This window comes from Microbacterium sp. NPDC089698, assembly GCF_044749045.1.
Taxonomy (GTDB): domain Bacteria; phylum Actinomycetota; class Actinomycetes; order Actinomycetales; family Microbacteriaceae; genus Microbacterium.
In genome coordinates this window covers 156,741-181,452 of sequence record NZ_JBIVHE010000004.1, presented here as the reverse complement: position 1 = coordinate 181,452, position 24,712 = coordinate 156,741, and the positions used below count along the sequence as shown (strand labels likewise).

22 protein-coding genes and 1 pseudogene are annotated in these 24,712 nt (G+C 72.3%); 19 read left to right on the top strand and 4 right to left on the bottom strand.

Annotated elements, in window-relative coordinates:
• Window positions 1–63: 63 nt before the first annotated feature.
• Window positions 64–573, bottom strand: a complete 510-nt coding sequence (locus ACIPY5_RS12800) for a hypothetical protein (protein WP_400971317.1) — start codon at window positions 571–573, stop codon at window positions 64–66.
• A gap of 247 nt (window positions 574–820) precedes the next feature.
• Between ACIPY5_RS12800 and coaA the strand changes: the two genes are divergently transcribed.
• The 8 genes and pseudogenes from coaA to ACIPY5_RS12760 all read left to right on the top strand — a co-directional run bounded on the left by coaA (window position 821) and on the right by ACIPY5_RS12760 (window position 9,190).
• The gene (coaA, locus tag ACIPY5_RS12795) at window positions 821–1,762 is read left to right on the top strand and encodes a type I pantothenate kinase (RefSeq protein ID WP_309357182.1); all 942 of its coding nucleotides are present in this window, start codon (window positions 821–823) and stop codon (window positions 1,760–1,762) included.
• Window positions 1,763–1,816: 54 nt separating this feature from the next.
• A complete protein-coding gene (locus tag ACIPY5_RS12790) occupies window positions 1,817–2,854 on the top strand; it encodes a MauE/DoxX family redox-associated membrane protein (RefSeq protein WP_400971315.1) in 1,038 nt (345 codons plus the stop codon).
• Window positions 2,855–3,011: 157 nt separating this feature from the next.
• Window positions 3,012–3,881, top strand: coding sequence for a helix-turn-helix domain-containing protein (locus ACIPY5_RS12785; RefSeq protein ID WP_400971313.1), 870 nt, complete (start codon window positions 3,012–3,014; stop codon window positions 3,879–3,881).
• Between the two features lie 80 nt (window positions 3,882–3,961).
• Window positions 3,962–5,812: a glutamine--fructose-6-phosphate transaminase (isomerizing) gene (gene glmS, locus ACIPY5_RS12780; RefSeq protein ID WP_400971312.1), complete on the top strand. Its 1,851-nt coding sequence runs from the start codon at window positions 3,962–3,964 to the stop codon at window positions 5,810–5,812.
• A 195-nt stretch (window positions 5,813–6,007) separates the two neighbouring features.
• Window positions 6,008–6,355 (top strand): annotated as a pseudogene (locus ACIPY5_RS12775) (holo-ACP synthase); the annotation flags it as partial.
• A 191-nt stretch (window positions 6,356–6,546) separates the two neighbouring features.
• Entirely contained in the window at window positions 6,547–7,656 is a 1,110-nt protein-coding gene (gene alr / locus ACIPY5_RS12770; RefSeq protein WP_400971311.1) for an alanine racemase, read from the top strand.
• A 50-nt stretch (window positions 7,657–7,706) separates the two neighbouring features.
• A complete protein-coding gene (tsaE, locus tag ACIPY5_RS12765; RefSeq protein WP_400971612.1) occupies window positions 7,707–8,141 on the top strand; it encodes a tRNA (adenosine(37)-N6)-threonylcarbamoyltransferase complex ATPase subunit type 1 TsaE in 435 nt (144 codons plus the stop codon).
• A gap of 128 nt (window positions 8,142–8,269) precedes the next feature.
• On the top strand, window positions 8,270–9,190 hold the full coding sequence (locus ACIPY5_RS12760) for a response regulator transcription factor (protein ID WP_400971310.1): 921 nt from the start codon (window positions 8,270–8,272) through the stop codon (window positions 9,188–9,190).
• A 247-nt stretch (window positions 9,191–9,437) separates the two neighbouring features.
• Here the strand turns inward: ACIPY5_RS12760 and ACIPY5_RS12755 are convergent, their stop codons facing one another.
• Window positions 9,438–10,655, bottom strand: coding sequence for a chitinase (locus ACIPY5_RS12755; RefSeq protein WP_400971309.1), 1,218 nt, complete (start codon window positions 10,653–10,655; stop codon window positions 9,438–9,440).
• Between the two features lie 236 nt (window positions 10,656–10,891).
• On the opposite strand from ACIPY5_RS12755, the gene ACIPY5_RS12750 reads away from it, so the two are divergent.
• The 7 genes from ACIPY5_RS12750 to ACIPY5_RS12720 all read left to right on the top strand — a co-directional run bounded on the left by ACIPY5_RS12750 (window position 10,892) and on the right by ACIPY5_RS12720 (window position 17,700).
• Entirely contained in the window at window positions 10,892–12,487 is a 1,596-nt protein-coding gene (locus ACIPY5_RS12750) for an ATP-binding protein (protein ID WP_400971308.1), read from the top strand.
• Entirely contained in the window at window positions 12,484–13,638 is a 1,155-nt protein-coding gene (locus tag ACIPY5_RS12745; RefSeq protein ID WP_400971307.1) for a hypothetical protein, read from the top strand. Before ACIPY5_RS12750 ends, ACIPY5_RS12745 begins: the two co-directional genes overlap by 4 nt.
• A 66-nt stretch (window positions 13,639–13,704) precedes the next feature.
• On the top strand, window positions 13,705–14,343 hold the full coding sequence (tsaB, locus tag ACIPY5_RS12740) for a tRNA (adenosine(37)-N6)-threonylcarbamoyltransferase complex dimerization subunit type 1 TsaB (RefSeq protein ID WP_400971306.1): 639 nt from the start codon (window positions 13,705–13,707) through the stop codon (window positions 14,341–14,343).
• Entirely contained in the window at window positions 14,340–14,951 is a 612-nt protein-coding gene (rimI, locus tag ACIPY5_RS12735) for a ribosomal protein S18-alanine N-acetyltransferase (protein ID WP_400971305.1), read from the top strand. The genes tsaB and rimI overlap by 4 nt, the downstream gene beginning before the upstream one ends.
• Window positions 14,944–16,035 (top strand): tRNA (adenosine(37)-N6)-threonylcarbamoyltransferase complex transferase subunit TsaD, encoded by a 1,092-nt coding sequence (tsaD, locus tag ACIPY5_RS12730; RefSeq protein ID WP_400971303.1) that lies wholly within the window; start codon window positions 14,944–14,946, stop codon window positions 16,033–16,035. Before rimI ends, tsaD begins: the two co-directional genes overlap by 8 nt.
• On the top strand, window positions 16,035–16,475 hold the full coding sequence (locus tag ACIPY5_RS12725) for a hypothetical protein (protein ID WP_400971301.1): 441 nt from the start codon (window positions 16,035–16,037) through the stop codon (window positions 16,473–16,475). Before tsaD ends, ACIPY5_RS12725 begins: the two co-directional genes overlap by 1 nt.
• Before the next feature lie 4 nt (window positions 16,476–16,479).
• Window positions 16,480–17,700 (top strand): hypothetical protein, encoded by a 1,221-nt coding sequence (locus ACIPY5_RS12720; protein ID WP_400971299.1) that lies wholly within the window; start codon window positions 16,480–16,482, stop codon window positions 17,698–17,700.
• Between the two features lie 6 nt (window positions 17,701–17,706).
• Here ACIPY5_RS12720 and ACIPY5_RS12715 read toward each other — a convergent pair whose 3' ends face one another.
• The gene (locus ACIPY5_RS12715) at window positions 17,707–18,915 is read right to left on the bottom strand and encodes an SAM-dependent methyltransferase (protein WP_400971297.1); all 1,209 of its coding nucleotides are present in this window, start codon (window positions 18,913–18,915) and stop codon (window positions 17,707–17,709) included.
• A 58-nt stretch (window positions 18,916–18,973) separates the two neighbouring features.
• Here ACIPY5_RS12715 and ACIPY5_RS12710 point away from each other — a divergent pair, with 58 nt between their 5' ends.
• From ACIPY5_RS12710 to guaB, 4 genes are all read left to right on the top strand, one after another.
• Complete coding sequence (locus tag ACIPY5_RS12710; protein ID WP_400971294.1) at window positions 18,974–19,903, top strand: hypothetical protein; 930 nt, start codon at window positions 18,974–18,976, stop codon at window positions 19,901–19,903.
• A 138-nt stretch (window positions 19,904–20,041) separates the two neighbouring features.
• A complete protein-coding gene (gene groES / locus ACIPY5_RS12705) occupies window positions 20,042–20,338 on the top strand; it encodes a co-chaperone GroES (protein WP_292720108.1) in 297 nt (98 codons plus the stop codon).
• 205 nt (window positions 20,339–20,543) lie between these two features.
• On the top strand, window positions 20,544–21,503 hold the full coding sequence (gene rarD, locus ACIPY5_RS12700; protein WP_400971290.1) for an EamA family transporter RarD: 960 nt from the start codon (window positions 20,544–20,546) through the stop codon (window positions 21,501–21,503).
• Window positions 21,504–21,614: 111 nt separating this feature from the next.
• Entirely contained in the window at window positions 21,615–23,117 is a 1,503-nt protein-coding gene (gene guaB, locus ACIPY5_RS12695) for an IMP dehydrogenase (RefSeq protein WP_309338135.1), read from the top strand.
• Window positions 23,118–23,178: 61 nt separating this feature from the next.
• Here guaB and ACIPY5_RS12690 read toward each other — a convergent pair whose 3' ends face one another.
• Complete coding sequence (locus tag ACIPY5_RS12690; RefSeq protein ID WP_400971286.1) at window positions 23,179–24,663, bottom strand: DHA2 family efflux MFS transporter permease subunit; 1,485 nt, start codon at window positions 24,661–24,663, stop codon at window positions 23,179–23,181.
• Between the last annotated feature and the right edge of the window lie 49 nt (window positions 24,664–24,712).

Below are 24,712 nucleotides of genomic sequence, written 5' to 3'. Positions count from 1 at the left end.
AGAAGGGGGCCGGGTACGAGACCCGGCCCCCTTCGCCGGCAGAAGCCGACGGCGTGGGTCCGCTCAGCTGGCGCTGCAGAGGATGAGCGTGGCGTTGACGCCACCGCTCTGCTTGGCGCCGCTGCCGGCGACGAAGCCGGTGGGGAGCGTGGTGGAGGCGGCGAGCTGGAACGCGACCGAGATCGACAGCGTCGTGCGGAAGTCGATCGTGGCGCCCGCGGCGAGCGGAGCCGTCAGGGTGATCTGACGCGAGGTCGGCGAAAGAACGTTGACGGTCGCGGTGCCGCCGGTGACCGAGAAGACGCCGATGTTCGCGATTCCCGAACCGGTGATGTTGATGATCGTGCCGACCGGGAGCGCCACGTTGCCTGCGGTGAGGGTGAAGCCGGGGCCCAGGACACCGAGGACGCCACAGGTGCCGTTGAGGGCGAAGTTGCCGACGTTGGTGGCGGTCGAGGCCGCGGCGAGGGGGGTGGCGGCGGCGACGGCGATCACGGGGACCGACCATGCGGCGCCCTTCACGAGGGCGCGGCGGCTGACGCTGCGGGACGGGGACGAGGTGGTGTCTTCCATGCATTTCTCCGGTGTCGTGATGCGGAACTTCTCCGGGAGAGGGCCCCTCCCAGGGAGACCGGACGCGCTGGGGGATGGCGGGTCAGGTCTGCAGTTGCTAGCGTCAGATTGGCGGCGCGCGGACGTCCGGGTGGCGCCGGAGTCGCCCCGTGATCCACGGTGGTCGCGATCCGATCAGCGGCTCGTTCGGCTCGGGAAATCGAGGACGTCGCGGATCGCCGGTCGGCGCGCCGATACGATGGAGCGCGTGAGCTCCGACACTCTCGCGCCGCTGTCGCCGTACCGTCGCATCGACCGTGCGGACTGGGCGCGCCTCGCCGCCGACCTCGATCAGCCGCTCAGCGAGACCGAGGTCGTCGAGATCCGCGGCATCGGCGACCGGCTGGACCCCACCGAGGTCAAAGAGGTCTACCTGCCGCTGAGCCGGCTGCTGAGCCTGTACGCGACCTCGACCAAGCGCCTCGGCGAGGCCACCAATCAGTTCCTCGGCGAAGCCGATGACACCACGCCGTTCATCGTGGGCGTCGCCGGGTCCGTCGCGGTCGGCAAGTCGACGATCGCCCGCCTGCTGCGCGAGCTCATGAGCCGCTGGCCCGGCACGCCGCGCGTCGAGCTGGTCACCACGGACGGCTTCCTCTATCCCAACGCCGAGCTCGAGCGGCGCGGGATCATGGACCGCAAGGGGTTCCCGGAATCCTACGACCGCCGTGCGCTGATCGACTTCCTCACGAAGGTGAAGAGCGGTGCCGACGAGGTGCGCGCCCCGTTCTATTCGCACATCCGCTACGACATCGTGCCCGATGCGCACGTCGTGGTGCGCCGCCCGGACGTCGTGATCGTCGAGGGCCTGAACGTCCTGCAGCCGCCGCCCGCCCCCAACGACGTCGCCGTGAGCGACCTCTTCGACTTCTCGATCTTCGTCGACGCCGAGCTCGACCACATCGCGCAGTGGTACGTGGACCGCTTCCTCGCCCTGAGGCAGGGGGCGTTCACGAATCCCTCGTCCTACTTCAACGTCTTCGCGCACCTCACCGACGAGGAGGCGGTCACCACGGCGATGGGGTACTGGAACGAGATCAACCTGCCGAACCTCATCGAGAACGTGATGCCGACGAAGCACCGCGCGACGCTCGTGCTGAACAAGGGCGCCTCGCACGCCGTGGAATCCGTGCTGCTGCGCAAGCTCTGACCGGAACGGTCCCGGGCGCGCCCCGAGGCCGCAGGCGACTGGGATACTGACTCCATGGGGACTGCTTCTTCCGCCTTCCTGCTCCCGGCCGCGGCCGAGACGTCGACCCTCATTCTCGTCGGGGTGCTCATCGTCAGCGGCGTCGCCAAGCTCCGCACCCCGGACGACGCCGCCGGCTGGGAGGCCATGGGCGTCCCCGCCGGACTGCGCCGGGACTGGCTGATCCGGCTGCACCCGATCGGCGAGCTCGTGCTCGCGGCCGCGCTGCTGCTGCTCGGCGGGGCGCTCGGGATCGCCGCGGCCGTCGTGGCGGTGCTCCTCTTCGCGGCCTATCTCGCGATGGTGTGGCGCGCGCGGCGGCAGACGCCGGACGCCTCGTGCGCCTGCTTCGGAGAGCGCCGCCCGATCACGGGCCGCACCGTGCTGCGCAACGCCTGGCTCGTGCTGCTGGCGGTGGTGTCCGCGGTCACGATCGGCGCCCAGCCGCTGTGGGGCGGTGTGGCCCTGCTCGCCGTCGCGCTGTGGCCGTGGACGCTGGCGCTCGCGGCGGTCGCCGCGACGTTCGTGCTCGCCCAGGAGAGGGGTTCCGGATCCGCGGAGGCGATGAGCGGCCCCGGCGCGGCGGCGCCGGCGGCGATCGGATCCGAGGGCGAGCCGGAGGACTACATCCGCATGCGCACCCCCGCGGTTCCGGTGCAGCTCGGGGACGGCACGACCGTGACGCTCCGGGAGCTCTCGGCACGCGAGCCCGTGCTGCTCCTCGCCGTCTCCGAGGGCTGCGGGTCGTGCACCCCCGTGATCGAGAGCATCGAACGGTACCGGGCGCTGCTGCCGGAGGTGTCCGTGCGCTTCCTGCTGCGCAGCGACCCCGAGGGCAGCACGCTCACCTCGGCGGAGGAGCCGCAGACGCTGCACGATCCGAGCAAGTATGTGGGCGCGACGTTCGCCGACGCCTGGATGACGCCCAGCGCGGTCCTGCTCGGCGCCGACGGTCTGCTGGCGGGCGGTCCGGTGGCCGGCGCTCCGCAGGTCGCGGAGTTCGTGGAGGACATCTACGAGAGCCTGCACGGCGAGCGGCCGCCCGGGCCCTGAGCCGGAGGACGGACGGCGCCCACAGGGCTTGCGCGAAAACCTCTCCTGCGATCCCTATGCGATCGCCCCGAAGGCCGCGACAGGCGTAGAGTGACGGCGAACGCGGGTTCCTGCGGCTGGGGAGCCGCACCCGCGGGACCTTGTGGGGAGGTCTCCGATGGGGATCGTGGTGGACACCCGCGCGACGATGCTGCCGCGGGGAATGCGACAGGAGCAGCTCGACGTCGCGCGACGCTTCCACGGCGTGCTGGCGACCGGGCACACGCTGCAGGCGGGGGCGGAATGGTGGTGGCCGGCGAGGCCGGCCGACGGCGACGAGAGCGCTGTGATGCTCATCGCCGAGATCCCCCTCGGGATCTCCCGCGACGACGGCGCGCGGCAGCTGGCCCCTCCCGGATCCCTGTGCTTCCTCCGCCCGCATCACGACACCAAGGTGACCGCGATCGGCTCCGGCTCCGTGATGGGGCTGTGGGTGCCGTGGTCCGCGATCTCCGAGATCGAGCCCGTGCTTCCCGGCACGGGCGAGGTGATCGCGCCGAGTCCGCTGGGTCTCGGCCTGCAGGCGTTCCTGTCCTCGCTGCTCACGCAGGACACCGAGCCGACCGTGATCACGGATCGGCTCGTGGAGCGTCTGCTGGCGGAGATGGTGTTCGGGGTGCTGATCGAGGCCGCACCCCACGTCCTCCACGACGACGAGGCGGCGCGGATAGACCGGGCGCGCTCGATCATGCGCGCACGACGGGCGGAACGGGACTTCGGCGTCGCGGCGCTCGCGCGCGACATGCACATGTCCGTGCGGCAGCTGCAGCGGCTGTTCGCGGCCGAGGGCAGCGCACCCGCGGAGGAGCTGCGCGGGATCCGCGTGGAGCTCGCCCGTGAGCTCATGAGCGACGCCGACTACGCACCGCTCGGCATCGCCGAGATCGCGGCGCACTCCGGATTCCCGGACGCCGCAGGGCTGCGTCGCGCCTTCGCCCGGTCGGGGCTGCCGTCGCCGCGCATCGTGCGCAGGGCGGGCCGCGCCTGAGCTCGGCGGGATCGCCTCGATCACGGGCGTCCTCGATTCGTACGGAATCCGCGCAAAATCGCGACCGTACCCTGGAACCTATGTGTGGAATCGTCGGATACGTGGGGCCGCGCCCCAGCCAGGACATCCTGCTCGCGGGCCTCGCCCGCCTCGAGTACCGCGGGTACGACTCGGCCGGCATCGCCGTGATCGACGAGACCGGATCCCTCGGGCTGCGCAAGAAGGCGGGCAAGCTGCAGATGCTGCGCGACTCGCTGGCCGACGCCGCGCTCGCCGACGGCAGCACCGGGATCGGGCACACGCGCTGGGCGACGCACGGCGGCCCGACCGACGCGAACGCGCATCCGCATCTCGCCGACGACGACAAGCTGGCGCTCATCCACAACGGCATCATCGAGAACTTCTCCGCCCTCCGCGCCGAGCTCGAGGCCGAAGGCGTGACGTTCCGCAGCGAGACCGACACCGAGGTCGCCGCGGCCCTCGTCGGCCGCGAGTACCGCCGCACGGGCGACCTGAAGGAGGCGTTCCGTGTCGTCGTGAACCGTCTCGAGGGCGCCTTCACGCTGCTCGCGGTGCACCAGGACGAGCCGGGCCTCGTCGTCGCCGCGCGCCGCAACTCGCCGCTCGTGATCGGCCTCGGCGACGGGGAGAACTTCCTCGGATCCGACGTCGCCGCCTTCGTGGAGCACACCCGCCGCGCGCTCGCGATCGGCCAGGACCAGATCGTCGCGATCACGCCCGCCGAGGTCACCGTGACCGACTTCGACGGTACGGCCGTCACGCCGGAGCCGTTCGAGGTCTCCTGGGACGCCACCTCCGCCGAGAAGGGCGGCTGGCCGAGCTTCATGGCCAAGGAGGTCGCCGAGGAGCCCGACGCCGTCGCGAACACGATCCGCGGACGCGTGCGGGACGGTGCGGTCGTCATCCCGGAGCTGGACGGATCCGATGATCTGTTCCGCGGCGTCGACCGCATCATCATCACCGCCTGCGGCACCGCGTCCTATGCGGGCATGGTCGGCAAGTACGCGCTCGAGCAGTGGGCGCGCGTGCCGGTCGACGTGGAGCTCGCGCACGAGTTCCGCTACCGCGACCCGGTGATCGGCGAGAACACGCTGGTCGTGTCGATCAGCCAGTCCGGCGAGACCATGGACACACTCATGGCCGTCAAGTACGCCCGCGAGCGCGGAGCACGCACCCTGTCGATCTGCAACACGCAGGGCGCGACGATCCCGCGCGAGTCCGACGCGGTCGTCTACACGCACGCCGGCCCCGAGGTCGCAGTCGCGTCGACCAAGGCGTTCGTCGCGCAGATCACGGCGCTGCTGCTGCTCGGCCTGCACGCGGGCCGGGTGCGCGAGACGCTCTCCGCGGCCGACGGAGCCGCCGCCGTGGCGGAGCTCGACGCGCTGCCGGCGAAGATCGCCGAGGTTCTCGCTGAGGAGCAGGCGCACGTCACGCAGCTCGCCGGCTGGATGGCGGACACGCGATCCGTGCTGTTCCTCGGCCGTCATGTGGGCTACCCGATCGCGCTCGAGGGTGCGCTCAAGCTCAAGGAGATCTCCTACATCCACGCCGAGGGCTTCGCCGCCGGAGAGCTCAAGCACGGCCCGATCGCCCTGATCGAGCCCGGTCAGCCGGTGTTCGTGCTCGTGCCCTCGCCGCGGCACTCCGCGCTGCTGCACGCGAAGGTCGTCTCGAACATCCAGGAGATCCGCGCGCGCGGCGCCCGCGTGATCGTGATCGCCGAGGAGGGCGACGCGGCCGTGCTGCCGTTCGCCGACGAGGTCATCCGCATCCCGCTCGCGGGCGCCCTGTTCGAGCCGATCCTCGCGGTCGTCCCGCTGCAGATCTTCGCCATGGCGCTCGCCACGGCGAAGGGCCTCGACGTGGACCAGCCGCGTAACCTGGCGAAGTCCGTCACGGTGGAGTGAGCGCGGGCTCTCCTGGGTTCGCTTCGTCGCCGTCCGTCCGCGTCGAGCGCACGGGTGCTTGTCGAGTGCACGGGTCGTCGACGTGACGCGACCGTGCAATCGGCGGGATCCGGTGCGTTCGGAGCGGTCCACGCGCGCCGGGGTGGACCGCCGGCGGATCCAGGTCGCGCGGATCCTGCCCGGTAGGCTGAATCGGTGATCATCGGCACCGGCATCGACCTCGTGGACATCCCGAGATTCGAGCGGACCGTCGCCCGCACCCCACGGCTCATGCAGCGGCTGTTCGCACCCTCGGAGCAGGGACTGCGGCTGCCGTCGCTCGCCGCGAGGTACGCCGCGAAGGAGGCGCTGATCAAGGCGCTGGGCGGATCCGACGGGGTGCACTGGACCGAGATCGAGATCGCGTCCGAGCCCTCGGGCCGGCCGTACTTCGTGCTGAGCGGCAGCACCGCCGCCGCCGTGGCCGAGCGCGGCATCACCACGCTGCACCTCTCCCTCACGCACGACGCCGGCCTCGCCTCCGCGTACGTGGTGGCGGAGTCCCGCGTGACGGACGCTCGCGAGGCGGACGCTCGCGAGGCGGTCGCCGGGTTCAGGACGCGCGGATCCGCCGACGCCCCCTCTGAGCACCGAGACCCCCTCGCAGTTGCGCACCCCAGCGGGGGCGTGGATCCTGCAGGGGGGCCTCGACAGGATCCGCCGGGGCGGCACCGCGCCGCGGGGGAGGGGCAGGCATGACCGCGCCGTTCCGCGAGGTGACGATCGATCTCGACGCGATCAGCGACAACACCCGGCATCTGCGCCGGCTCACCGGCGTCGACGTGATCGGCGTCGTGAAGGCGAACGCGTACGGGCACGGCGCCGCAGCGGCGGCCGTCGCCGCGCTCGCGGGCGGGGCGACCAGTCTCGGCGTCGCGACCGTCGAGGAGGGCCTCGAGCTGCGCCGGGCCGGCGTCAACGCGCGGATCCTGGCCTGGCTGCACGCGCCCGGACGGCGGTTCGACGACGCGGCCGAGGCGGGCATCGATCTGGGCATCTCGAGCTTCGAGCAGCTGCTCGCCGCGTCCGAGGCGAGCCGCGGCTCGGATCCGGTCCGGGTGCACCTCAAGTTCGAGACGGGGCTGAGCCGCAACGGCATCGCCCCGGGGGACCGCGCGCGGGTGCTGGCCGAGGCGGCGCGCCTCGAGCGGATCGGGCGCCTGCGCATCGCCGGTCTCTTCAGCCACGTGTCCAACACCTCGCCCGAGGACGACCTGGCCGCCCTCGCCGCCTTCGAGACGGCGTGCGCCGAGGCCGGCGCTCTCGGCATCGTCCCCGAGGTGAGGCACATCGCCGCGACCGCCGCGGCCATCGATCTGCCGCAGACCCGGCTCGACGCGGTGCGGATCGGCATCGGGCTGTACGGGCTCAGCCCCTTCGACGACCGCAGCTCGGCCGACCTCGGTCTGCGCCCCGCGATGACCCTGCGCGGCGCCGTCGCCGCGGTGCGCCGGGTGCCCTCCGGCACCGGCGTGTCCTACGGCTACACGCACCGCACGGCCGCGGAGACCACGCTCGCGCTCATCCCGCTCGGCTACGCGGACGGCGTGCCGCGCAGCGCCTCGAGCCGCGGCCCGGTGCAGATCGGCGGCCGCCGCTACACGGTCGCCGGGCGCATCGCGATGGACCAGTTCCTCGTCGACGTCGGCGACGACCCGGTCGCCGTGGGCGACGAGGCCGTGCTGTTCGGCGACCCCACGCTCGGCCTGCCCTCCGCCACCGAGTGGGGCGAGGCCGCCGGCACCATCAACTATGAGATCGTGACGAGGATCGGACCGCGCGTGCCCCGTCGGAGCGTGTCGTGACCGCACTCGACGACCTGGCCGGACGACACGAGATCCGCACCTCCGAGGCCATGGAGGAGCTCGGCCGCCGGATCGGATCCGACCTGGTCGCCGGGGATGTCCTGATCCTCACCGGCCCGCTCGGTGCGGGGAAGACCACGTTCACGCGCGGCCTCGCCGAGGGCCTCGGCGTGCGCGGGCCCGTGCAGAGCCCGACCTTCGTGATCGCCCGCACGCACCCCTCGCTGGTGGGGGGAGCCCCCCTCGTGCACATGGATGCGTACCGGCTCGGATCCGCCGCGGAGCTGGACGACCTCGACGTCGACGTGCCGGGATCCGTGGTCGTGATCGAGTGGGGGCGCGGCATGGCCGAGGAGCTCGCGGACGCCTGGTGGGACATCGAGCTCGAGCGCCCGGTCGGCGCGGGCGCCGACGACCTCTCGCCCGAGGAACTCGACGCCGACGCCCCTCGCATCGTCACGATCGCCCGTGCGACGGCCCGCTGAGACGACGGCTCGCTGAGACGACGGCCCACTGGGAAGCCGGCCCGCTGGGACACCGCGGGGCGGACGGGCCCGACATCGCGTCGCGGGCATATCGATATGATGCTGACGACCGGAGCGCAGGGAAGAGTATGAGCGAAGACGATAGGAAGACCGCGGTCATCATCGAGGACGATCCGGACGTCCGCTCGCTGCTCGATGAGGTGTTCCGCGCCGCGGGCTTCCGCACGGTGCTCGCCGGGACGGGCCTCGAGGGCGTCGCGGCGGTCGCCGCGCACGAGCCGGTGATCACGACCCTCGACATCAACCTGCCCGGGATCGACGGCTTCGAGGCCGCCCGGCGGATCCGCGCCGTGAGCGCGACGTTCATCATCATGCTGTCCGCGCTCGGCGAGGAGTCCGACGTCGTGCTGGGCCTCACCTCCGGCGCCGACGAGTACCTCGTCAAGCCGTTCCGTCCTCGCGAGCTCCGCGCCCGCATCGAGGCGCTGCTCCGTCGCCCGCGCAACGCCCACCCGGCCGGCACGGGGCCCGCCTTCGGCACGGAGCCGGCCGGCACCGCGTCGCCCGGCGCCGCGCCCCTCGCCGCGGACGGCGCAGGTGCCGCCGCACCGGAGCCCGTCGCACCGGAGTCCGCCGGGCAGCCCGCGCCCGCGCGCAATCCCTCGGCCACGGCCGCGCTCCCGACGATCGGCTCGGCCGGGCAGTGGCATGCGCACCGGGACATCAGCCTCGACGCGGTCACGCACACCGTGCTCGTGGCGCAGCGCGAGGTCGAGCTGACGCCGACCGAGTTCGATCTGCTCGCGACCCTGCTCGAATCCAAGCGCCGGGTGCGGAGCAAGGCGGATCTGGCGCTCGTGCTGCGCGGGGAGGCCTTCGGATCCGCGTCCTACGTGGGCGAGCCCGACAAGCGCGCGATCGAGGCGCATATGGCGAACCTCCGCCGCAAGATCGGGGACAGCACCGCCGAGCCGCGCTACATCGAGACCGTGCGCGGCGTGGGATACCGCCTCACCGCGCACACGGACGGCGCTCCCGCCCCGCGCTGATCGTGACCACCGGGCGGACGGGCAGGGCGCCGAACCCCCGCCCGGCGCCCCGACGGCGATCCGTTCATCGCCCGTGCGGCGCGGACTCGATCCGCGCCTCCGCGGGAGTTCCGGGCGCCGATCCCGATCGGCACCCGGCCTCCGCGTACCGGCACCGATTCCCCAATCGGCATCCGGTCCCGCTCCCGGGCAGGGTCCCGGGAGCGGGGTGGCGCCTTGTCCCGAGGCGCCGCCCGCTCCGTCCCGGTTACGGGTCCCTGGTCGGAGCGGGGGTCGATGCCGGCGGCGGTGCCGGCGGGCTCGCATACCTCGATGCCGCCTCGCCCGCGAGGGATGCGGCCGGTGCCGGTGAGACGGCGAGCGTGGGCTCGGCCGCGAAGCCGCGGCCCAGCACGGCGGCGAAGGCGGCCTCTCCCTGCGCGATCCCGCTGCAGGAGTCGGAGGCCGTGCGCACGTCGAGGCGGTCGGCGCCGCAGGCGCGGTCGCGGTTGAGCGACCACATCGACATGCGGGCGAGCCGTTGCTTCTGGGCGAAGGCGTTCAGCGTCGCGGCGTCGTCGAGGGCGAAGACCTCGTCGCGCACGTCGTTCTGCCCGATCATGGGCGTCGCACCCATGATCGCCCAGGCGCCTCCGGCGGGAAGGGCGAGGTGCAGATCGTCGTAGAGCCGGCCGAGCTGATCGTGCACCGCGGTGAGCGCCGTGATCGCGGCGCCGGCCATCGACCGGTCTGCGAGCGGCACGCCGTAGTCCATCGTCATCGCGTTGACGCCGGAGAGCCGCACGCCCGCCTGAAGCAGCTGGCGGATCGTCCGCAGCCCGTCGGTGCCCAGCCCGTCCTGGTCCGAGGGGAGCGTGACCCAGACGGACAGTTCCGACCCCTTCGCCCGTGCTCGCGACTGCAGCCCCGCGATCGCCGCCGCGCGGCGATCCCCCGCGACGACATCGCCGAGCGCCGCGTTCTCCAGATCGAAGTCGACGGTCGTGATCGTGTAGCGCTCGAGCACCTTCGCGTAGGCGCCGATCAGGTCGCCGACCGCGCCGCAGGCGCTCGCGAGCTCGGTGCCCCTGGCGCCGCCGAACGACACCGTCACGGTGGCGCCCGCCGCGCGCTTCTGGGCGATCCGGTGGTCCATGTCGAGGGCGCGGCTCGCCTCGGTGAGCGAGTAGACGCCGCCCCACGCGGGGCTGCATGCCCCACCGGGGCCGGCCGTGACGAACGCGAGCACGACCGCATCGGAGTCCGCGCCGGGCACGGGGGTCGCAGCGGGGTGCGCCGCCGTGACGTCGAAGTACCCGCCGAACCAGCGCGGGCCGGCGGTCGCGCCGGGTGCCGCCTCGTCACGGAGCAGGAACCACGGGACCACGATGATGCCGATCGCGACGGTGAGCGCGACGAGCAGGCCCACCAGCACGCGCCAGGCGGGAGAGCGCCCGTCGGACGGGGAGGCAGCGGGGCCGGTCATCGCAGCACGCTCGCTTTCTGCCCGTCGATGGCATCGTGCGGATCCGGCGCAGGAGGGCGGGATCCGGTCAGTGGGGGACCTTCGTTCCTGCGATGCTAGGCGGCGCGATATATCCGTTGAAGGGCCTTCGGCGCATCTTTGGATAACCTTGCGGAAGCGTTGAGCCACCCGCGCCGGGGCGGGCTCCGGCGATGCGTCCGCACCCGGCCCGGCGCCGCACAGGAGAGAGGATCGGCATGTCCCGCAGGGCGTCGATCTGGCGTTGGCAGCTCATCTTCGTCAGCACCACGGTCGCGATCGCGGTGCTCGTGGCGGCCCTCAAACCGACCATCTTCGCCACGCCGCTCTTCACGGCCGGACTCGCGCTCTCGGTGCTGACCACGGCCGTGGTGCTGGTGCTGCCGTGGGACCGCATCCCGCCGGCGGGCATACTCGTGGTCCCGATGATCGACATCTGCGCGATCGGCCTGACGACGCAGGCGCCGGACATCCGCCTCGGGTTCCTCTGGGTGATCCCGATCACGTGGATCGCCACCTATTACTCGATGATCGCCGTGTTCGGCGGCATCGCGCTCATCACGGCCTTCCTGTTCACCGTCGCGAACCAGACCGGCCTGATCTCCGACGTGGTGCTGCGCGTGCTCATCACGGCGTTCGGACTCGGGTTCCTCGGCACCACGATCCGGATCGGGGTGCGACGCTCGCGCGCCTCCCGTCGTCTGCTGCGCCGTCGCTCCGAGCAGATCGACCGGGTCGCGCGGCGGGCAGAGACGCACGAGCGGCGGGTCACCCAGATCATCGACGCGCTGGACACGGCGCTCGCCGCGGTCGGCGAGGACGGCGCGATCCTGAAGGCGAACGACGCCTACCGCCGCCTGTACGGTCTGGACGCCGACGGTCTCGCCCTGCCCGCGCTCGCGGTGGAGTACGACGACCGGGAGGGGGAGCCCATCCCGGTCGAGCGGACCGTGCTGTCCCGGGCCGCGCGCAGCGAGCACCTCTCCGGCGAGCGGGTGTGGCTGTACGGCGTCGACGGCGAGTGGCGGGCGCTCGAGGTCGACACGCAGCCGATCGCGAGCGACGCCGACCAGGGCGCCGTCGTCCTCGTCAAGATCGACGACGTCACGGCCCGGCTCGCCGCGGCCGAGGAGCGGCGGCTGATGTCGGCGATCCTCACCCATGAGCTGCGCAATCCGCTCACCGCGATCGTCGGACACGTCGACCTGCTGCTCGAGCGCGACGATCTGCCGGCCCGCGCCGCCGACCAGCTGGGCGTGGTGGCCGGTGCGGCCGAACGCATGCAGGATCTGGTCACGACGGCGCTGGACGTGTCCCGACCCCGCCCGCGCGTGCTGTCCGAGCCGGTCGACCTGCATGCCCTGGTCCAGGCGTCGGTGTCGTCCTTCCTGCCCACCGCGACGGCGAACCGGCTTCGGGTCGACGTGGCCGGGGAGACGACGCTGCTCATCTACGGCGATGCGTTCCGGCTGCGCCAGGTGATCGACAACCTGCTCAGCAACGCCGTCAAGTACACCGCGGCCGGCGGATCCATCCTCATCTCGCTCGGTGTCGCCGACGATGCCAGGGCGGAGGTCGTGGTGGAGGACTCCGGGTCCGGCATGGCGCCCGCGGACGTGGCGCAGCTCTTCCAGCCGTACTTCCGCGGCGAGCGGGCCGAGCGCAGCGGCGTCCCGGGGACCGGGCTCGGCCTCGTCGCCGTGCGGGACATCGTGACGGCCCATCACGGCGACATCGACGTCAGCAGCAGGCTCGGCGAGGGCACGCGCATGCGTGTGCTCCTGCCGCGGCGCCCGGAGAGGAACGACGCATGACCCCGCTCACCGCCCCCGTGGGCATCACCGTGAACACCTCCGTGACGCTCGTCGCGCTGGTGACGCTGTCCGCCGCGCTGGTGTTCGGGCTGGCCCTCATGCCGCGCCCCAGCAGGGCCACCATCACCTGGTCGGTCGGGTTCGGCGTCGCGATGCTCGCGACCTACGTGTGGGTCGCCGCGAACCAGTTCGACAGCGCGCCGCTGCGCGCGCTGTCATCGGGCCTGATCGTCAGCTTCGAGCCGCTGCTGTGGCTCGGCATCCGCTATTACGCAGGCAAGCGCCCGCTCTGGCCTGCCGCGGTGGCGTTCGTGGCGATCGGTCCTGCGCTGCTCACCGCGACCAGCACGACCGACGCGTACCCGACCGTCTTCCGCATCGTGTTCTCCGCCGCGGCCGTCTTCGCGGGGCTCTCGGCCTGGGAGCTGTTCCGCCTGCGGCTCAGCGCCCGGGACGTCGTGCTGCCGCTCGCGCTGATCTCGTCCGCCTTCGTCGTGGTCGCGATGTTCGGCATCGTCGCCGGGATCACGGGCGTCGGATCCGCTCCCGGGGACGAGCTCCGCATGCTGCGCGATATCAACGGCGTCGGCATCCTGCTGACCAGCCAGTGCGCCGCCATCACGATCGTGCTGCTCGCCCGTGGCGAGGTGCTGCTGCGCGGCGGAGGCAGGGGCGGGCGCACCGAGGGCGACGGCACCGTGCTGCGGGGGCGCCTCGCCCGCGCGCAGCGGCAGCAGGATGCGTCCTGGTCGCTGCTCGACATCCGGCTGGACGACCCGGCGGATCTGCAGGAGGCCTCCGGCACCGCCGTGTTCGCCAGCATCGTGGACGCGTTCCACGCGCACGTGCTCGCCGCACTGCCCGCCGCGGCCGACCTCGAGCGGGTCTCCGACGTGCAGGTGCGGGCGCTTCTGCCTGGAACGGAGGAGGCCGTCCGGCGCGAGCTGCGGGCGCTGCTGCAGCAGGTCTCCGAGATCGAGGACACCGGGCCCCGGGCGTCGGTGCGCGTGTCGGCGAGCGTGGGCTGGGCGGGAGCCGCGGCGTCGGACTACGACCTCGACGCGCTCTCCGCCGCCGCCGCCGACGCCGCGACCCTCGCCCAGGACCGCGGCGGCGACCGCTGGGAGCGGGCGGGCGCCCTGGCGCGCTGACGCACGGGATCCGCGGCGGGCCGCGCGCAGGGACCGGTCGGGGACCACGGCGGCTAACCTGGAGGGGTGATTCTCGGCGTGGACACCTCACTCGGCTCGGCCGTCGGCCTGATCGGGCGGGACGGACGCACCCTCGCCGACGTGTCGCAGACGGGCCGCCTCGGACACGCGGAGGCGATCGGATCCCTGCTGGAGCAGGTCCTGGCCGCCGCCCGCGGCGCCGGCGCGGATGAGGATCCTCTCACGCACGTCGCCTCCGGCATGGGTCCGGGCCCCTTCACCGGACTGCGGATCGGGATCGCCGCCGCGCGCGCGTTCGCCCTCGGCCGCGGGGTCCCCGTCATCGCCGTTCCCAGCCACCACGCCGCGGCGCTGGAGGTCATCGAGGTCGATGCCCCTGCCGAGCCGTTCGCGATCCTCACCGACGCCCGCCGCCGGGAGACCGCGGTGACGGTGTATGAGGGCATCGACGTCGACGGCATCCCGCATGCGGTCGTCGACACCGTGCTCGTCCCGCAGGCGGACGTGGACCGCAAGCTCGGCGCGCTGCGCCGCATCGAGGTCACCGCGATCTCGGGCGCTGCCGTCGCACGCATCGCCCGCCGCGCCGTCGCGGCCGGCCGCACCCTCACCGGATCCGAGCCGCTCTACCTGCGCCCTCCGGACGCGCGCGTCCCCGCGGGGCCCAAGAAGGTCGGCTCGTGATCCGCGCGGCGACGGCCGCCGACCTCGACGCGATCATGCTCATCGAACGGCGCTCCTTCCCGACCGACGCGTGGAGCGCGGAGCTGATGGCGGCGGAGCTCGCCAGTCCGCACGGCCGCTACCTCGTCGACGTGGAACCGGTCGACGGCTCCACCGGGCACGGCGCCGCAGAGGTCGTCGTCGGCTACGGGGGCGTCCGCGCGCTGCGCGGATCCGCCGACGGCGACATCCAGACGATCGCCCTCGACGCCGCGCATCGCGGATCCGGCCGGGGCAGGGCGCTGCTGCGTGCGCTGCTCGCGGAAGCGGCCGAGCGGGGCGCCCGCGAGGTGTTCCTCGAGGTGCGCGCGGACAACCCCGTGGCTCAGGGGCTCTACCTCTCGGAGGGCTTCGCCGAGATCGGTCGCCGTGCCGGCTACTACCAGCCCGACGACGTGGACGCCGTGATCATGAGGCTGGACCTCTCCGCGTGGACGATCCAGGGGCCGGTGCCGGCCGACGCGGCCGCGCGAGACGGCGGGACGGGAGCCGGTTCCGTGGACGATCCGCCCGGATCCGCCCTGCCGGACGACGGGAATCCTGCAGACGTGAAGGGATCCGATGACTGACCAGCCTCTCGTGCTCGGGATCGAGACGAGCTGCGACGAGACCGGGATCGGGATCGTCCGCGGACGCACTCTGCTGTCCAACACGATCGCGTCGAGCATGGACGAGCACGCACGCTACGGCGGCGTCGTGCCCGAGGTCGCCGCCCGTGCGCACCTCGAGGAGATGCAACCTGCCATCGAGCGGGCGCTCGCCGAAGCGCAGGTGCGGCTCGAGGACCTCGACGCGGTCGCCGTGACGAGCGGCCCGGGGCTTGCGGGTGCGCTCATGGTCGGCATCGGCGCCGCGAAGGGGCTGGCGGTCTCGCTCGGCAAGCCCCTCTACGCCGTGAACCACCTCGTCGGTCACATCGCGGCCGACATCCTCACGCCCGACTCCGTGCCTCTGGAGTACCCCACGATCGCGCTGCTCGTCTCGGGCGGGCACACCTCGCTCCTGCACGTGCGCGATCTCACGACCGATGTCGAGCTGCTCGGCGAGACCGTCGACGACGCCGCGGGCGAGGCCTTCGACAAGGTCGCCCGGATCCTCGGCCTGCCGTATCCCGGCGGGCCGGAGATCGACAGGGCCGCCGTGGGCGGCGATCCGGCGGCGATCCGGTTCCCGCGCGGGCTGTCGCGTGCCTCGGACCTGGAGAAGCACCGCTACGACTTCTCGTTCTCCGGGCTGAAGACAGCCGTCGCGCGCTGGATCGAGCGCGAGCAGGCCGCCGGCACCGAGATCCCCGTGGCCGACGTCGCCGCGAGCTTCCGCGAGGCCGTGGTCGACGTGCTCGTGACCAAGGCGCTCGCCGCCTGCGTCGACCGGGGCGTTCCCCGGCTGCTGCTCGGCGGCGGCGTCATCGCGAACCGCCGGCTGCGCGAGGTCGCGCTCGCCCGCGCGGCCGAGGCGGGGGTCACGGTGCGGATCCCGCCCCTGTCGCTGTGCACGGACAACGGCGCGATGATCGCCGGGCTCGCGGCCGAGCTCATCGCCTCCGGCCGGCGCCCCTCCACGCTCGCGTTCGGCGCCGACTCGACGCTGCCGGTGACCGAGATCCAGGTCGCCGAGGACGTCCCCCTCGGGGCCGGCGCCGAGGCCGGATGATGTCGGCCACGGACGGGAAGGACCCGAAGCGCTACACGCGGCTGCCGACGGCGCCCGTGCCCGTGGGCATGGAGAGCGGGCCGCAGCTGGACGGCGGGCTGGAACCCGAGGAGCTGGAGCTCGACCGCGACGGTGCGGCGGTGGTGCATGAGGAGTGGCACCCCACGGACGGCACCGAGACCACGGCGCGCCTCTCCGCCGAGCCGCGGCTCGCGCCGTGGGCGCTGCTGTCGGCGATCGTCGCCCTGTTCGCCTCGCTGTTCGTCGGCTGGGGGATCCCCGTCGCGATCGTCTCCGTGATCGCGTCCGTCATGTCGCTGCGCCGATCGGGGGAGAGCAGGGCCATCGCGGTCTGGGCGCTCGTGCTCGGGATCGTGGCCACCCTCTACAGCGCGGGATGGCTCGTCTGGGCCGGGTACCGGTTCGGCTGGTTCGGGTAGCCGCATGACGGATCCGGCACGGGATGAGGAGCGGCGCGCGCTGGAGCGCCGGGCCTTCGGGAAGGACGGATCCGGGCTGAGCGAGGCCGAGGCCGCGCGTCTGACGGAGCTGCGCCGCGAGGACGCCGCCCGACGGGAGCCGGTGCCCGATCCGGGCGCGAGCCTCGAAGCGCCGGCCCTGTTCCCGGGGTCGGTCGCCCCGATCCCCGAGCCCGCCCAGATCCCCGGGGCACTCGACGGGACTCGGCCCATGACGCCGGGCGTCGCCGTCGCGGCCTCGACGCCCGGACTCGCCCCGTCCGCCGTCGCCGACTCGGCGTCCGAGGGTCCGGCGACTCCCGAGAAGACACCGCGCACGCCGATCGGCCGCCTCCGTGCCGAGATCTCGGCCTGGCTCGCGACCGGCCGCTGGAAGCGCCCTCGCTACCTCATCGGCGGCCTGGTCGCGCTGCTCCTCGTCGGCGTCCTGATCGGCGTCGCGATCCCGCGACCGCCGGAGTCCGGACTGGCGCTGCGGTCGGGTGAAGCGGAAAGACGGGACAAGGTCGCGGCACACGCCGACTTCGACCCCGGATCCGTCGCGCTGCTGGCCCGCTCCGATCACGCGCTGCTCTGGTACGCGACGCAGTCCCGCGGTGATCTCGTCTGCGCGATCATCGATGTCACGGGGGCTCCTCCCCAGCAGAACTGCCTGCCGCGACGCGCGATCCGCGACCGGCCGATCGATGTGTCGAGCCAGAGCAAGCCCGGGGCCGACGGCGTCGTCACCGGCGATCAGGGCGCGGTCTCGCTGAGCGGTGCGGGGGCGCCCATGGGGTATCTCCAGCACTGGTCCTCCACGGTGAACCCCGACCCCGGGCTGAGTCCCGAGGAGACCGAGATCTGGAAGCGCGTCACGTCCGAGAACGGATTCAGGGCGACGATGATCGCCGGGCGCATGAGCGGGATCCCCATCTGGATCGGCTATCGGGATCAGGGTGATCTCTGCCTCGTCGTGGAGGACGGGGAGACCTACAAGGTCTGCGGCCAGCAGCTCGCCGGCTCCCCGCCGTCCCGTCTCGGCGCGGACGAGTCTCCGCCGAGCCTCGCCCTGGATCTGCCGGCGACCGCCGAGCACGTCGCCTACCGGCTCGAGTACTGGACCGGGTTCACGTCCTACCTCGTCATCACCGCGAATCCGGATCCGCAGCCGACGCCGCCGTTCGGGCTCAAGCCGGCGGCCTGACCGCGCTCAGACCCGGTCGGCGAGGATCGCGTGGCGCCGATCCCCGACCCGCACGAGGATCAGGGTCGCCTCCGCGGATCCGCGGAGCGTGAGCTTCTTGCGGAACGCCGCCGGATCCACGTCGACGCCGCGCTTCTTGATCTCCAGCCGGCCGATCCCGGCCTTCTTCAGCGCCGTCGAGATCGCCTTCGGATTCATCGGCAGGACCTCGCGCACGCGGAACGACGCCGCGAAGGGGCTGTCGGCCGGGGCATCCGATGTCAGGTACGCGATGTGCGGATCCAGCATGCCCGCGTCGAGTCGGCGGGCCAGGTCGCCGATCAGCCGCGCCCGGATCACGGCGCCGTCGGGCTCGTGCACGAAGGCGCCGAGCTCGCGCACCTCTGCGTCCTCGGTGTCGTCGGGGGCGGTCAGCTCGTGCGCCCTGTCGTCGCGGATCACGAGCGCCGCGCGCCGCACGCCCTCGCGTGCGAGCACGCCCGACCACAGCACGAGCTCGACCACGTCGCCGTCGGCGCTCACCCACTGCGCCTCGACGTCGGAGGGGATCGTGTCGCGGTCGTGCGCGGGGCCGAGCTTGATGCCGGTGGGGATCCGCTCCGCGAGCGCGAACGCCCAGTCCAACGAGGGGGAGTAGTCGTCGGCGGCGACGCGACGGGTCTCGGAGTGCCCCGCCGTGCGCCGGGCCGGATCCAGCCAGACGGCCGCGGGTCCGGACACCGAGGCGGTCGGAGCGTCGGGTGCGTGATCCTCCGCGAACCCGTGGCGCACCTCGACATCGGATCCGAACGGGGCGAGGTTGTACGCGGCCAGCGCCGCGGTGACCTCGTCGGCATCGACCGCCGTCACGCCGAGACCCGCGCCGGCGAAGGCGAGCGCGTCGCCGCCGATCCCGCAGCCGAGGTCCGAGACGTGCGCGATCCCGGCCGCGCGCATCCGCCCGGCATGCCGTGCCGCGACGCCGAGCCGCGTGGCCTGCTCGAGACCGGCGCGGGTGAAGAGCATCCGCTCCGCGAACTCGCCGAACTTCGCCGTCGCCCTGGTGCGAAGCCGCGCCTGGCCGACCACGGCGGAGACGAACTCGGGCGAGTGCCCCTCGGCGCGCAGCCGCATGACGGCGCGGGCGGCGGCATCCGTGGACGCGATGGGCCCGAGGGCGTCGAGCATCCGCAGCGCCTCGGGCGTCAGCAGCGTTCGCAGTTCGCTCATATCCACGCGGTCCAGGCTATCGACGTCGCGGCCCCGCCCGACACGGACGGAGGAGCCGGTGAGCATGACCACGGTGGTCGAGGACGAGTGGGTGCGGCGGATCGGCCCGGAGGCCGCGAAGATGCGGCGTGCGCGGGCACGACTGCGGATGTGGGCCTGGGGGCTGGTTCCTGTCGCCTTCGCGACCTTTGCGGTGCTGATCGGCGTCATCGCGAGATTCCATCGCACAGGACAGGGGTTCTCCCCGGTTCTGCCGCTGGTGTTCCTCGGGGCGTTCGTCCTCCTGGGGGCGACGGTCTGCGGTGTGCTGGCACGCGGCACCGGATTCCGCATGGAAGGCGCGGCTCTGGCAGCATTGCGTCCGACGGTGAGCGACGCCACGCCCCTGGAGATCCGGGCAGCGCTGCGCCGAATCGATCGTTTCGACCGATGGGTGCGTGAGCGCGGGGCCGTTGCGCACGTGACAGCGCCTGCGGCGGCAACGCCCGCAACGCCATCGTCCGTGGTGGCGCCATCCGCAGTCGCCTCGTCCGCCACCGCGCCATGGCGGCCCGAGACATCGCGCGCTCTCCTGCCTGGACGGACGTCGTTCCAGTGGTTCCGGCTCGCGCTGGGAATGCTCGTCGCCGCGGCGCCGCTCATGATGGTGGTCATGCTGACCGGCCTCATCCTGCGTCGGCTTCCGGACGGCCCGGTCATCGTGTTCGTACTCTGGTGCCTTCTGCCTGCCTGGATGCTGCTCACCCTCGGCTGCTCGGTCCTCGGGCACGCGCGGCAGAACGCGGAGTACCGCGCCGGCTACCGCACGGCGGTGGGGCGGACCAGAGGTGGTGCGATCATCGACGACCGCACCGGGGTCGACCTGGTGGATTCGAAGACAGGCGTCGTGATCCGACCCGCATGCGCCCCGTCGCTCAACCGCGCGACCTACGACGCGCGGATCCGCGAGATCCGAGCAGCCCACCCCGACGCGACCCCGCAACGCCTGGGTTGACGTCGCCGGAACCGGCCTGTGGGTGTCGCACGGGCTGGCACTCTGATTGCGGGAGTGCCAGCGATGTGCCTAGACTGTCGTTAGCACTCTCAGGCTGAGGGTGCTAATCAGTCTTGAACCGTCAGAAAGAGGTAGACCGTGTCGGTTTCCATCAAGCCGCTCGAGGACCGCATCGTCATCAAGCAGGTCGAGGCCGAGCAGACCACCGCGAGTGGCCTGGTCATCCCCGACACCGCCAAGGAGAAGCCCCAGGAGGGCGAGGTCGTGGCCGTGGGCCCCGGTCGCATCGACGACAACGGCAACCGCGTCCCGCTCGACGTCAACGTCGGCGACCGCGTGCTCTACAGCAAGTACGGCGGCACCGAGGTGAAGTTCGGCGCCGACGAGTTCCTCGTGCTGTCGGCGCGCGACGTGCTCGCCGTCGTGGTGCGCTGAGCTCCCTTCGAGTTCTCCAGGGAGTGCCCCGCTGCGTGCGGATCGTCCCCTGACACAAGGCCCGGATGCCTCGCATCCGGGCCTTCGTCGTCCCTCCATCCCGCGTCGTCCCCCTGAGCGGAGGCCGGGGGCTCCGCTCAGGGGGACGACGCGGAGATAGTGGGCGGCAGGCCGGCATGGCCCCGCGCGGGAATAGGGTTGTCCGGTGACCACAGCCCCGCGCAGCGCCCAGACCGTCGGCGTCGCCTCCGCGATCGGCGCGTATCTGCTGTGGGGCGTGCTGCCGCTGTACTTCCTGCTGCTCGCACCCACCGGTCCCTGGGAGCTGGTGGCCTGGCGGGTCGCGCTCTCGTTCGTGTTCTGCCTGCTCCTGCTGGCGGTCACCCGGGGCTGGAAGCCGCTGATGGCGATCGTCCGGCAGCCGCGGCTGCTCGCCCTCACCGCGCTCGCCGGCGTGCTGATCTACATCAACTGGCAGGTCTTCGTCCTCGCGACCCTGAACGGCGAGATCGTCGAGACCAGCCTCGGCTACTTCATCAACCCGATCGGCACGATGCTGCTCGGCGTGTTCGTGCTGAAGGAGAGACTGCGCCGCCTGCAGTGGGTCGCGATCGGGATCGCGACGATCGCGGTGCTGGTGATCGTCTTCGCCCACGGCACCTTCCCCTGGATCGCGCTGTCGCTCACCGCGTCCTTCGGCATCTACGGACTCGTGAAGAAGAAGATCGGCCCCTCGGTCGACGCCCTGAGCGGTCTCACCCTGGAGTCGTTCTGGCTGCTGCCGGTCGCCGTCGTGCAGCTGATCGCGGTCGGCCTCACGACGGGCATCACGATGGGCGCCCACGGACCGCTGCACGCGGGCCTGCTCGCCTTCGCCGGCGTGGCCACGGCCGTGCCGCTGCTGCTCTTCGCCGCGGGCACCCGCCGGATCGGGCTGACCGTGATCGGCATGATCCAGTTCATCACCCCGATCATGCAGTTCCTCGTGGGCGTGCTCGTGATGCACGAGCCGATGCCGGTCGAGCGCTGGATCGGGTTCGGGATCGTCTGGATCGCGATCGCCGTGTTCCTGATCGACCTCGCGCTCGTCTCTCGCAGGATGCGCGCGCACCGCGGCGCGATCGCGGAGCCCGACCCGGGCACCGACACCATCCCCGTACCTTGACGGAGGGGCTCCCCCGGGAGTCCGCTCCACGAGGTCCGTTCCTGGGAATACCGCACCCCGGGCGGCGCTTAGAATCGATACACGCGCGCGAGAAGAGGAGCCCCGCAACCCATGGAGCAGCACGACCCGTTCGGCTTTGTCGGATTGACCTACGATGACGTTCTGCTTCTGCCGGGGCATACGGATGTGATCCCGAGCGAGGCGGACACCTCGTCGCGCGTGACGCGCCGCATCTCCGTCGCGACGCCCCTGCTCTCCAGCGCCATGGACACCGTGACCGAGGCGCGCATGGCGATCGCCATGGCGCGCGAGGGCGGCCTCGGCATCCTGCACCGCAACCTGTCGATCGCCGATCAGGCCGCGCAGGTCGATCGCGTCAAGCGCAGCGAGTCCGGCATGATCACGGACCCGATCACGACGACCCCCGACGCGACGATCGCCGAGGTCGACGCGATGTGCGCGAAGTACCGGATCTCCGGCCTGCCCGTGGTCGATCCCGACGGCCGCCTGGTCGGCATCGTCACGAACCGCGACATGCGCTTCGTCTCCGGATCCGCCAAGCAGACCACGCTCGCCCGCGACGTGATGACGAGCGAGAACCTCGTGACCGCTCCCGTCGGCGTCGCCGCCGAGCAGGTCATCGCGCTCTTCGCCAAGCACCGCGTGGAGAAGCTCCCGCTCATCGACGACGACGGCAAGCTCGCGGGCCTCATCACCATCAAGGACTTCGACAAGAGCGAGAAGTACCCGCTCGCGACGAAGGACGACCAGGGCCGCCTCCGGGTGGGCGCCGCGATCGGCTTCTTCGGCGACGCCTGGGAGCGGGCCGAGGCTCTGCGCGACAAGGGCGTGGACGTGCTCGTCGTCGACACCGCCAACGGCCAGTCGCAGGGCGTGATCGACCTCGTCAAGCGGCTCAAGGCGGATCCCTCCTTCGCCCACATCGACATCATCGGCGGCAACGTCGCGACCCGCGAGGGTGCGCAGGCGCTCGTCGACGCCGGCGTGGACGCCGTCAAGGTCGGCGTCGGCCCCGGCTCCATCTGCACCACGCGCATCGTCGCCGGAGTCGGCGTCCCGCAGGTGACGGCCGTCTACGAGGCATCTCTCGCCGCGCGTCCGGCCGGCATCCCGGTGATCGCGGATGGCGGCCTGCAGTACTCGGGCGACATCGCCAAGGCGCTCGTCGCCGGCGCCGACGCCGTGATGCTCGGCTCGCTCCTCGCCGGCACCGAGGAGTCCCCGGGAGAGATCGTCTTCCAGGGCGGCAAGCAATTCAAGCTGTACCGCGGGATGGGCTCGCTCGGAGCGATGCAGACCCGCGGCAAGCAGACGTCCTATTCGAAGGACCGCTACTTCCAGGCCGATGTGCCCAGCGACGACAAGCTCATCCCCGAGGGCATCGAGGGCCAGGTGCCCTACCGCGGCCCGCTGTCGGCCGTCGCGTACCAGCTCGTCGGCGGCCTGCGCCAGTCGATGTTCTACGTCGGCGCGCGCACGATCGAGGAGCTCAAGACCCGCGGGAAGTTCGTCCGCATCACCGCGGCCGGACTCAAGGAGTCGCACCCGCACGACGTGCAGATCGTGGTCGAGGCCCCGAACTACAGGCGCTGAGTCGAAGCCTCCCGCACGCGAAGGCCCCGGATCCCTGCGGATCCGGGGCCTTCGTCGTCCCTCACGCGGCGACGGGCTCCGCCTCGGCGGGCGCCGCCTCGACAGGGGCCTCGCCCTCCGCATGTCCGCCCCGCCCTGCCGGCAGCCAGAGCGCGATGACGGAGGCGACGAGCAGCACCGCGGCGCCCGTGAACACGGCGGGGCGGGCGGCGTCGACATAGTGATCGGGTACCAGCTGTCCGCCGGCGCCGACGAAGATCGCCGTCATCACGGCGGTGCCGAGGGCGACGCCCAGCTCGCGGAGCGTGGAGTTCACGCCCGAGGCCTTGGCGTGGTCGACGAGCCCGAGCGTGGCGAGCAGCGCCGTCGCGGAGGGCGCGAACACGAGGCCCATGCCGATTCCAGCGAGGACGAAGGGCGCGACCAGGTCGGCATAGGGCACGTCGGTGGCGAGCAGAGCGGCCAGCCAGCCCAGTGCCACGCCCTGCAGCAGCAGGCCCGAGACGAGCAGCACCCGTGTGCCGACGCGCGGAGCGATCAGACCCGCGAGCGGCGCCACGAACATCGGCGCCAGCGTCCAGGGCGTGGTCTGGACGGCGGCCTCGAGCGGGGTCGCCCCCTGCACCACCTGCAGGAACTGGATCAGGATGAACACGGATCCGAAAGTGCCGAAGCTGAACGCGAAGCCGACGACGTTCGTGAGCGAGAACGACCGGTCCCGGAACAGCCGCAACGGCACGAGCGGCGCGGCCGAGCGCAGCTGCCAGACCAGGAAGGCGATCACGAGCGCGCCGCCCAGGGCGAGCTCGGCGATCACGCCGACCGTGTCCCAGCCGTCGTCGTTGCCGCGCACGATCGCGTGGACCAGGGCCAGCACGCCGCCGGCCGCGAGCACGGCGCCCGGCACGTCGATGCGCATCCGGGCGCCGAAGTCGTTGCTCAGCACGATCAGGGCGAGGGGGATCGCGATGACGGCGATGGGCACGTTGATCCAGAAGATCGCCTGCCAGTTCCAGCCCTCCATGATCGCGCCGCCGATGAGCGGCCCGACCGCGACCCCGAGCCCGGAGACGCCGCCCCAGATGCCGATCGCGAGGGGGCGCCGTGCGGCCGGCACTGCGCCGGTGAGCAGCGCGAGCGACAGCGGCATGACGGCGGCCGCGCCCAGTCCCTGCACGGCGCGGGCGGCGATGAGCTGGCCCGGATCGGAGCTGAGCGCGGCGAACAGCGAACCCGCGCCGAACAGGGCGATGCCGAGCGCGAACACGGTGCGGCGCCCGAAGCGATCGCCGAGGGCGGACGCGACGAGGATCGCCCCGGCGAAGGCGAGCGTGTAGGCGTTCACGAACCACTGCAGCTGCTCGATCGTGGCGCCCATCTCGCGGTGCAGCACGGGGAGGGCGTTGGTCATGACGAGGTTGTCGAGGGTCGCCATGAACATCGGCAGAGAGGCCGCGGCGATGACGAGCGCGACCGGACGCGAACGCCGGGACGTCAGGGCGGACCGGCTCCGGCGGGAGGCCGGGGCGGGCGAGGGAACGGTCATGGGAAGCTCCAGTTGTAATTGGATGATTACTAGCGCTGAGGTCAATGTA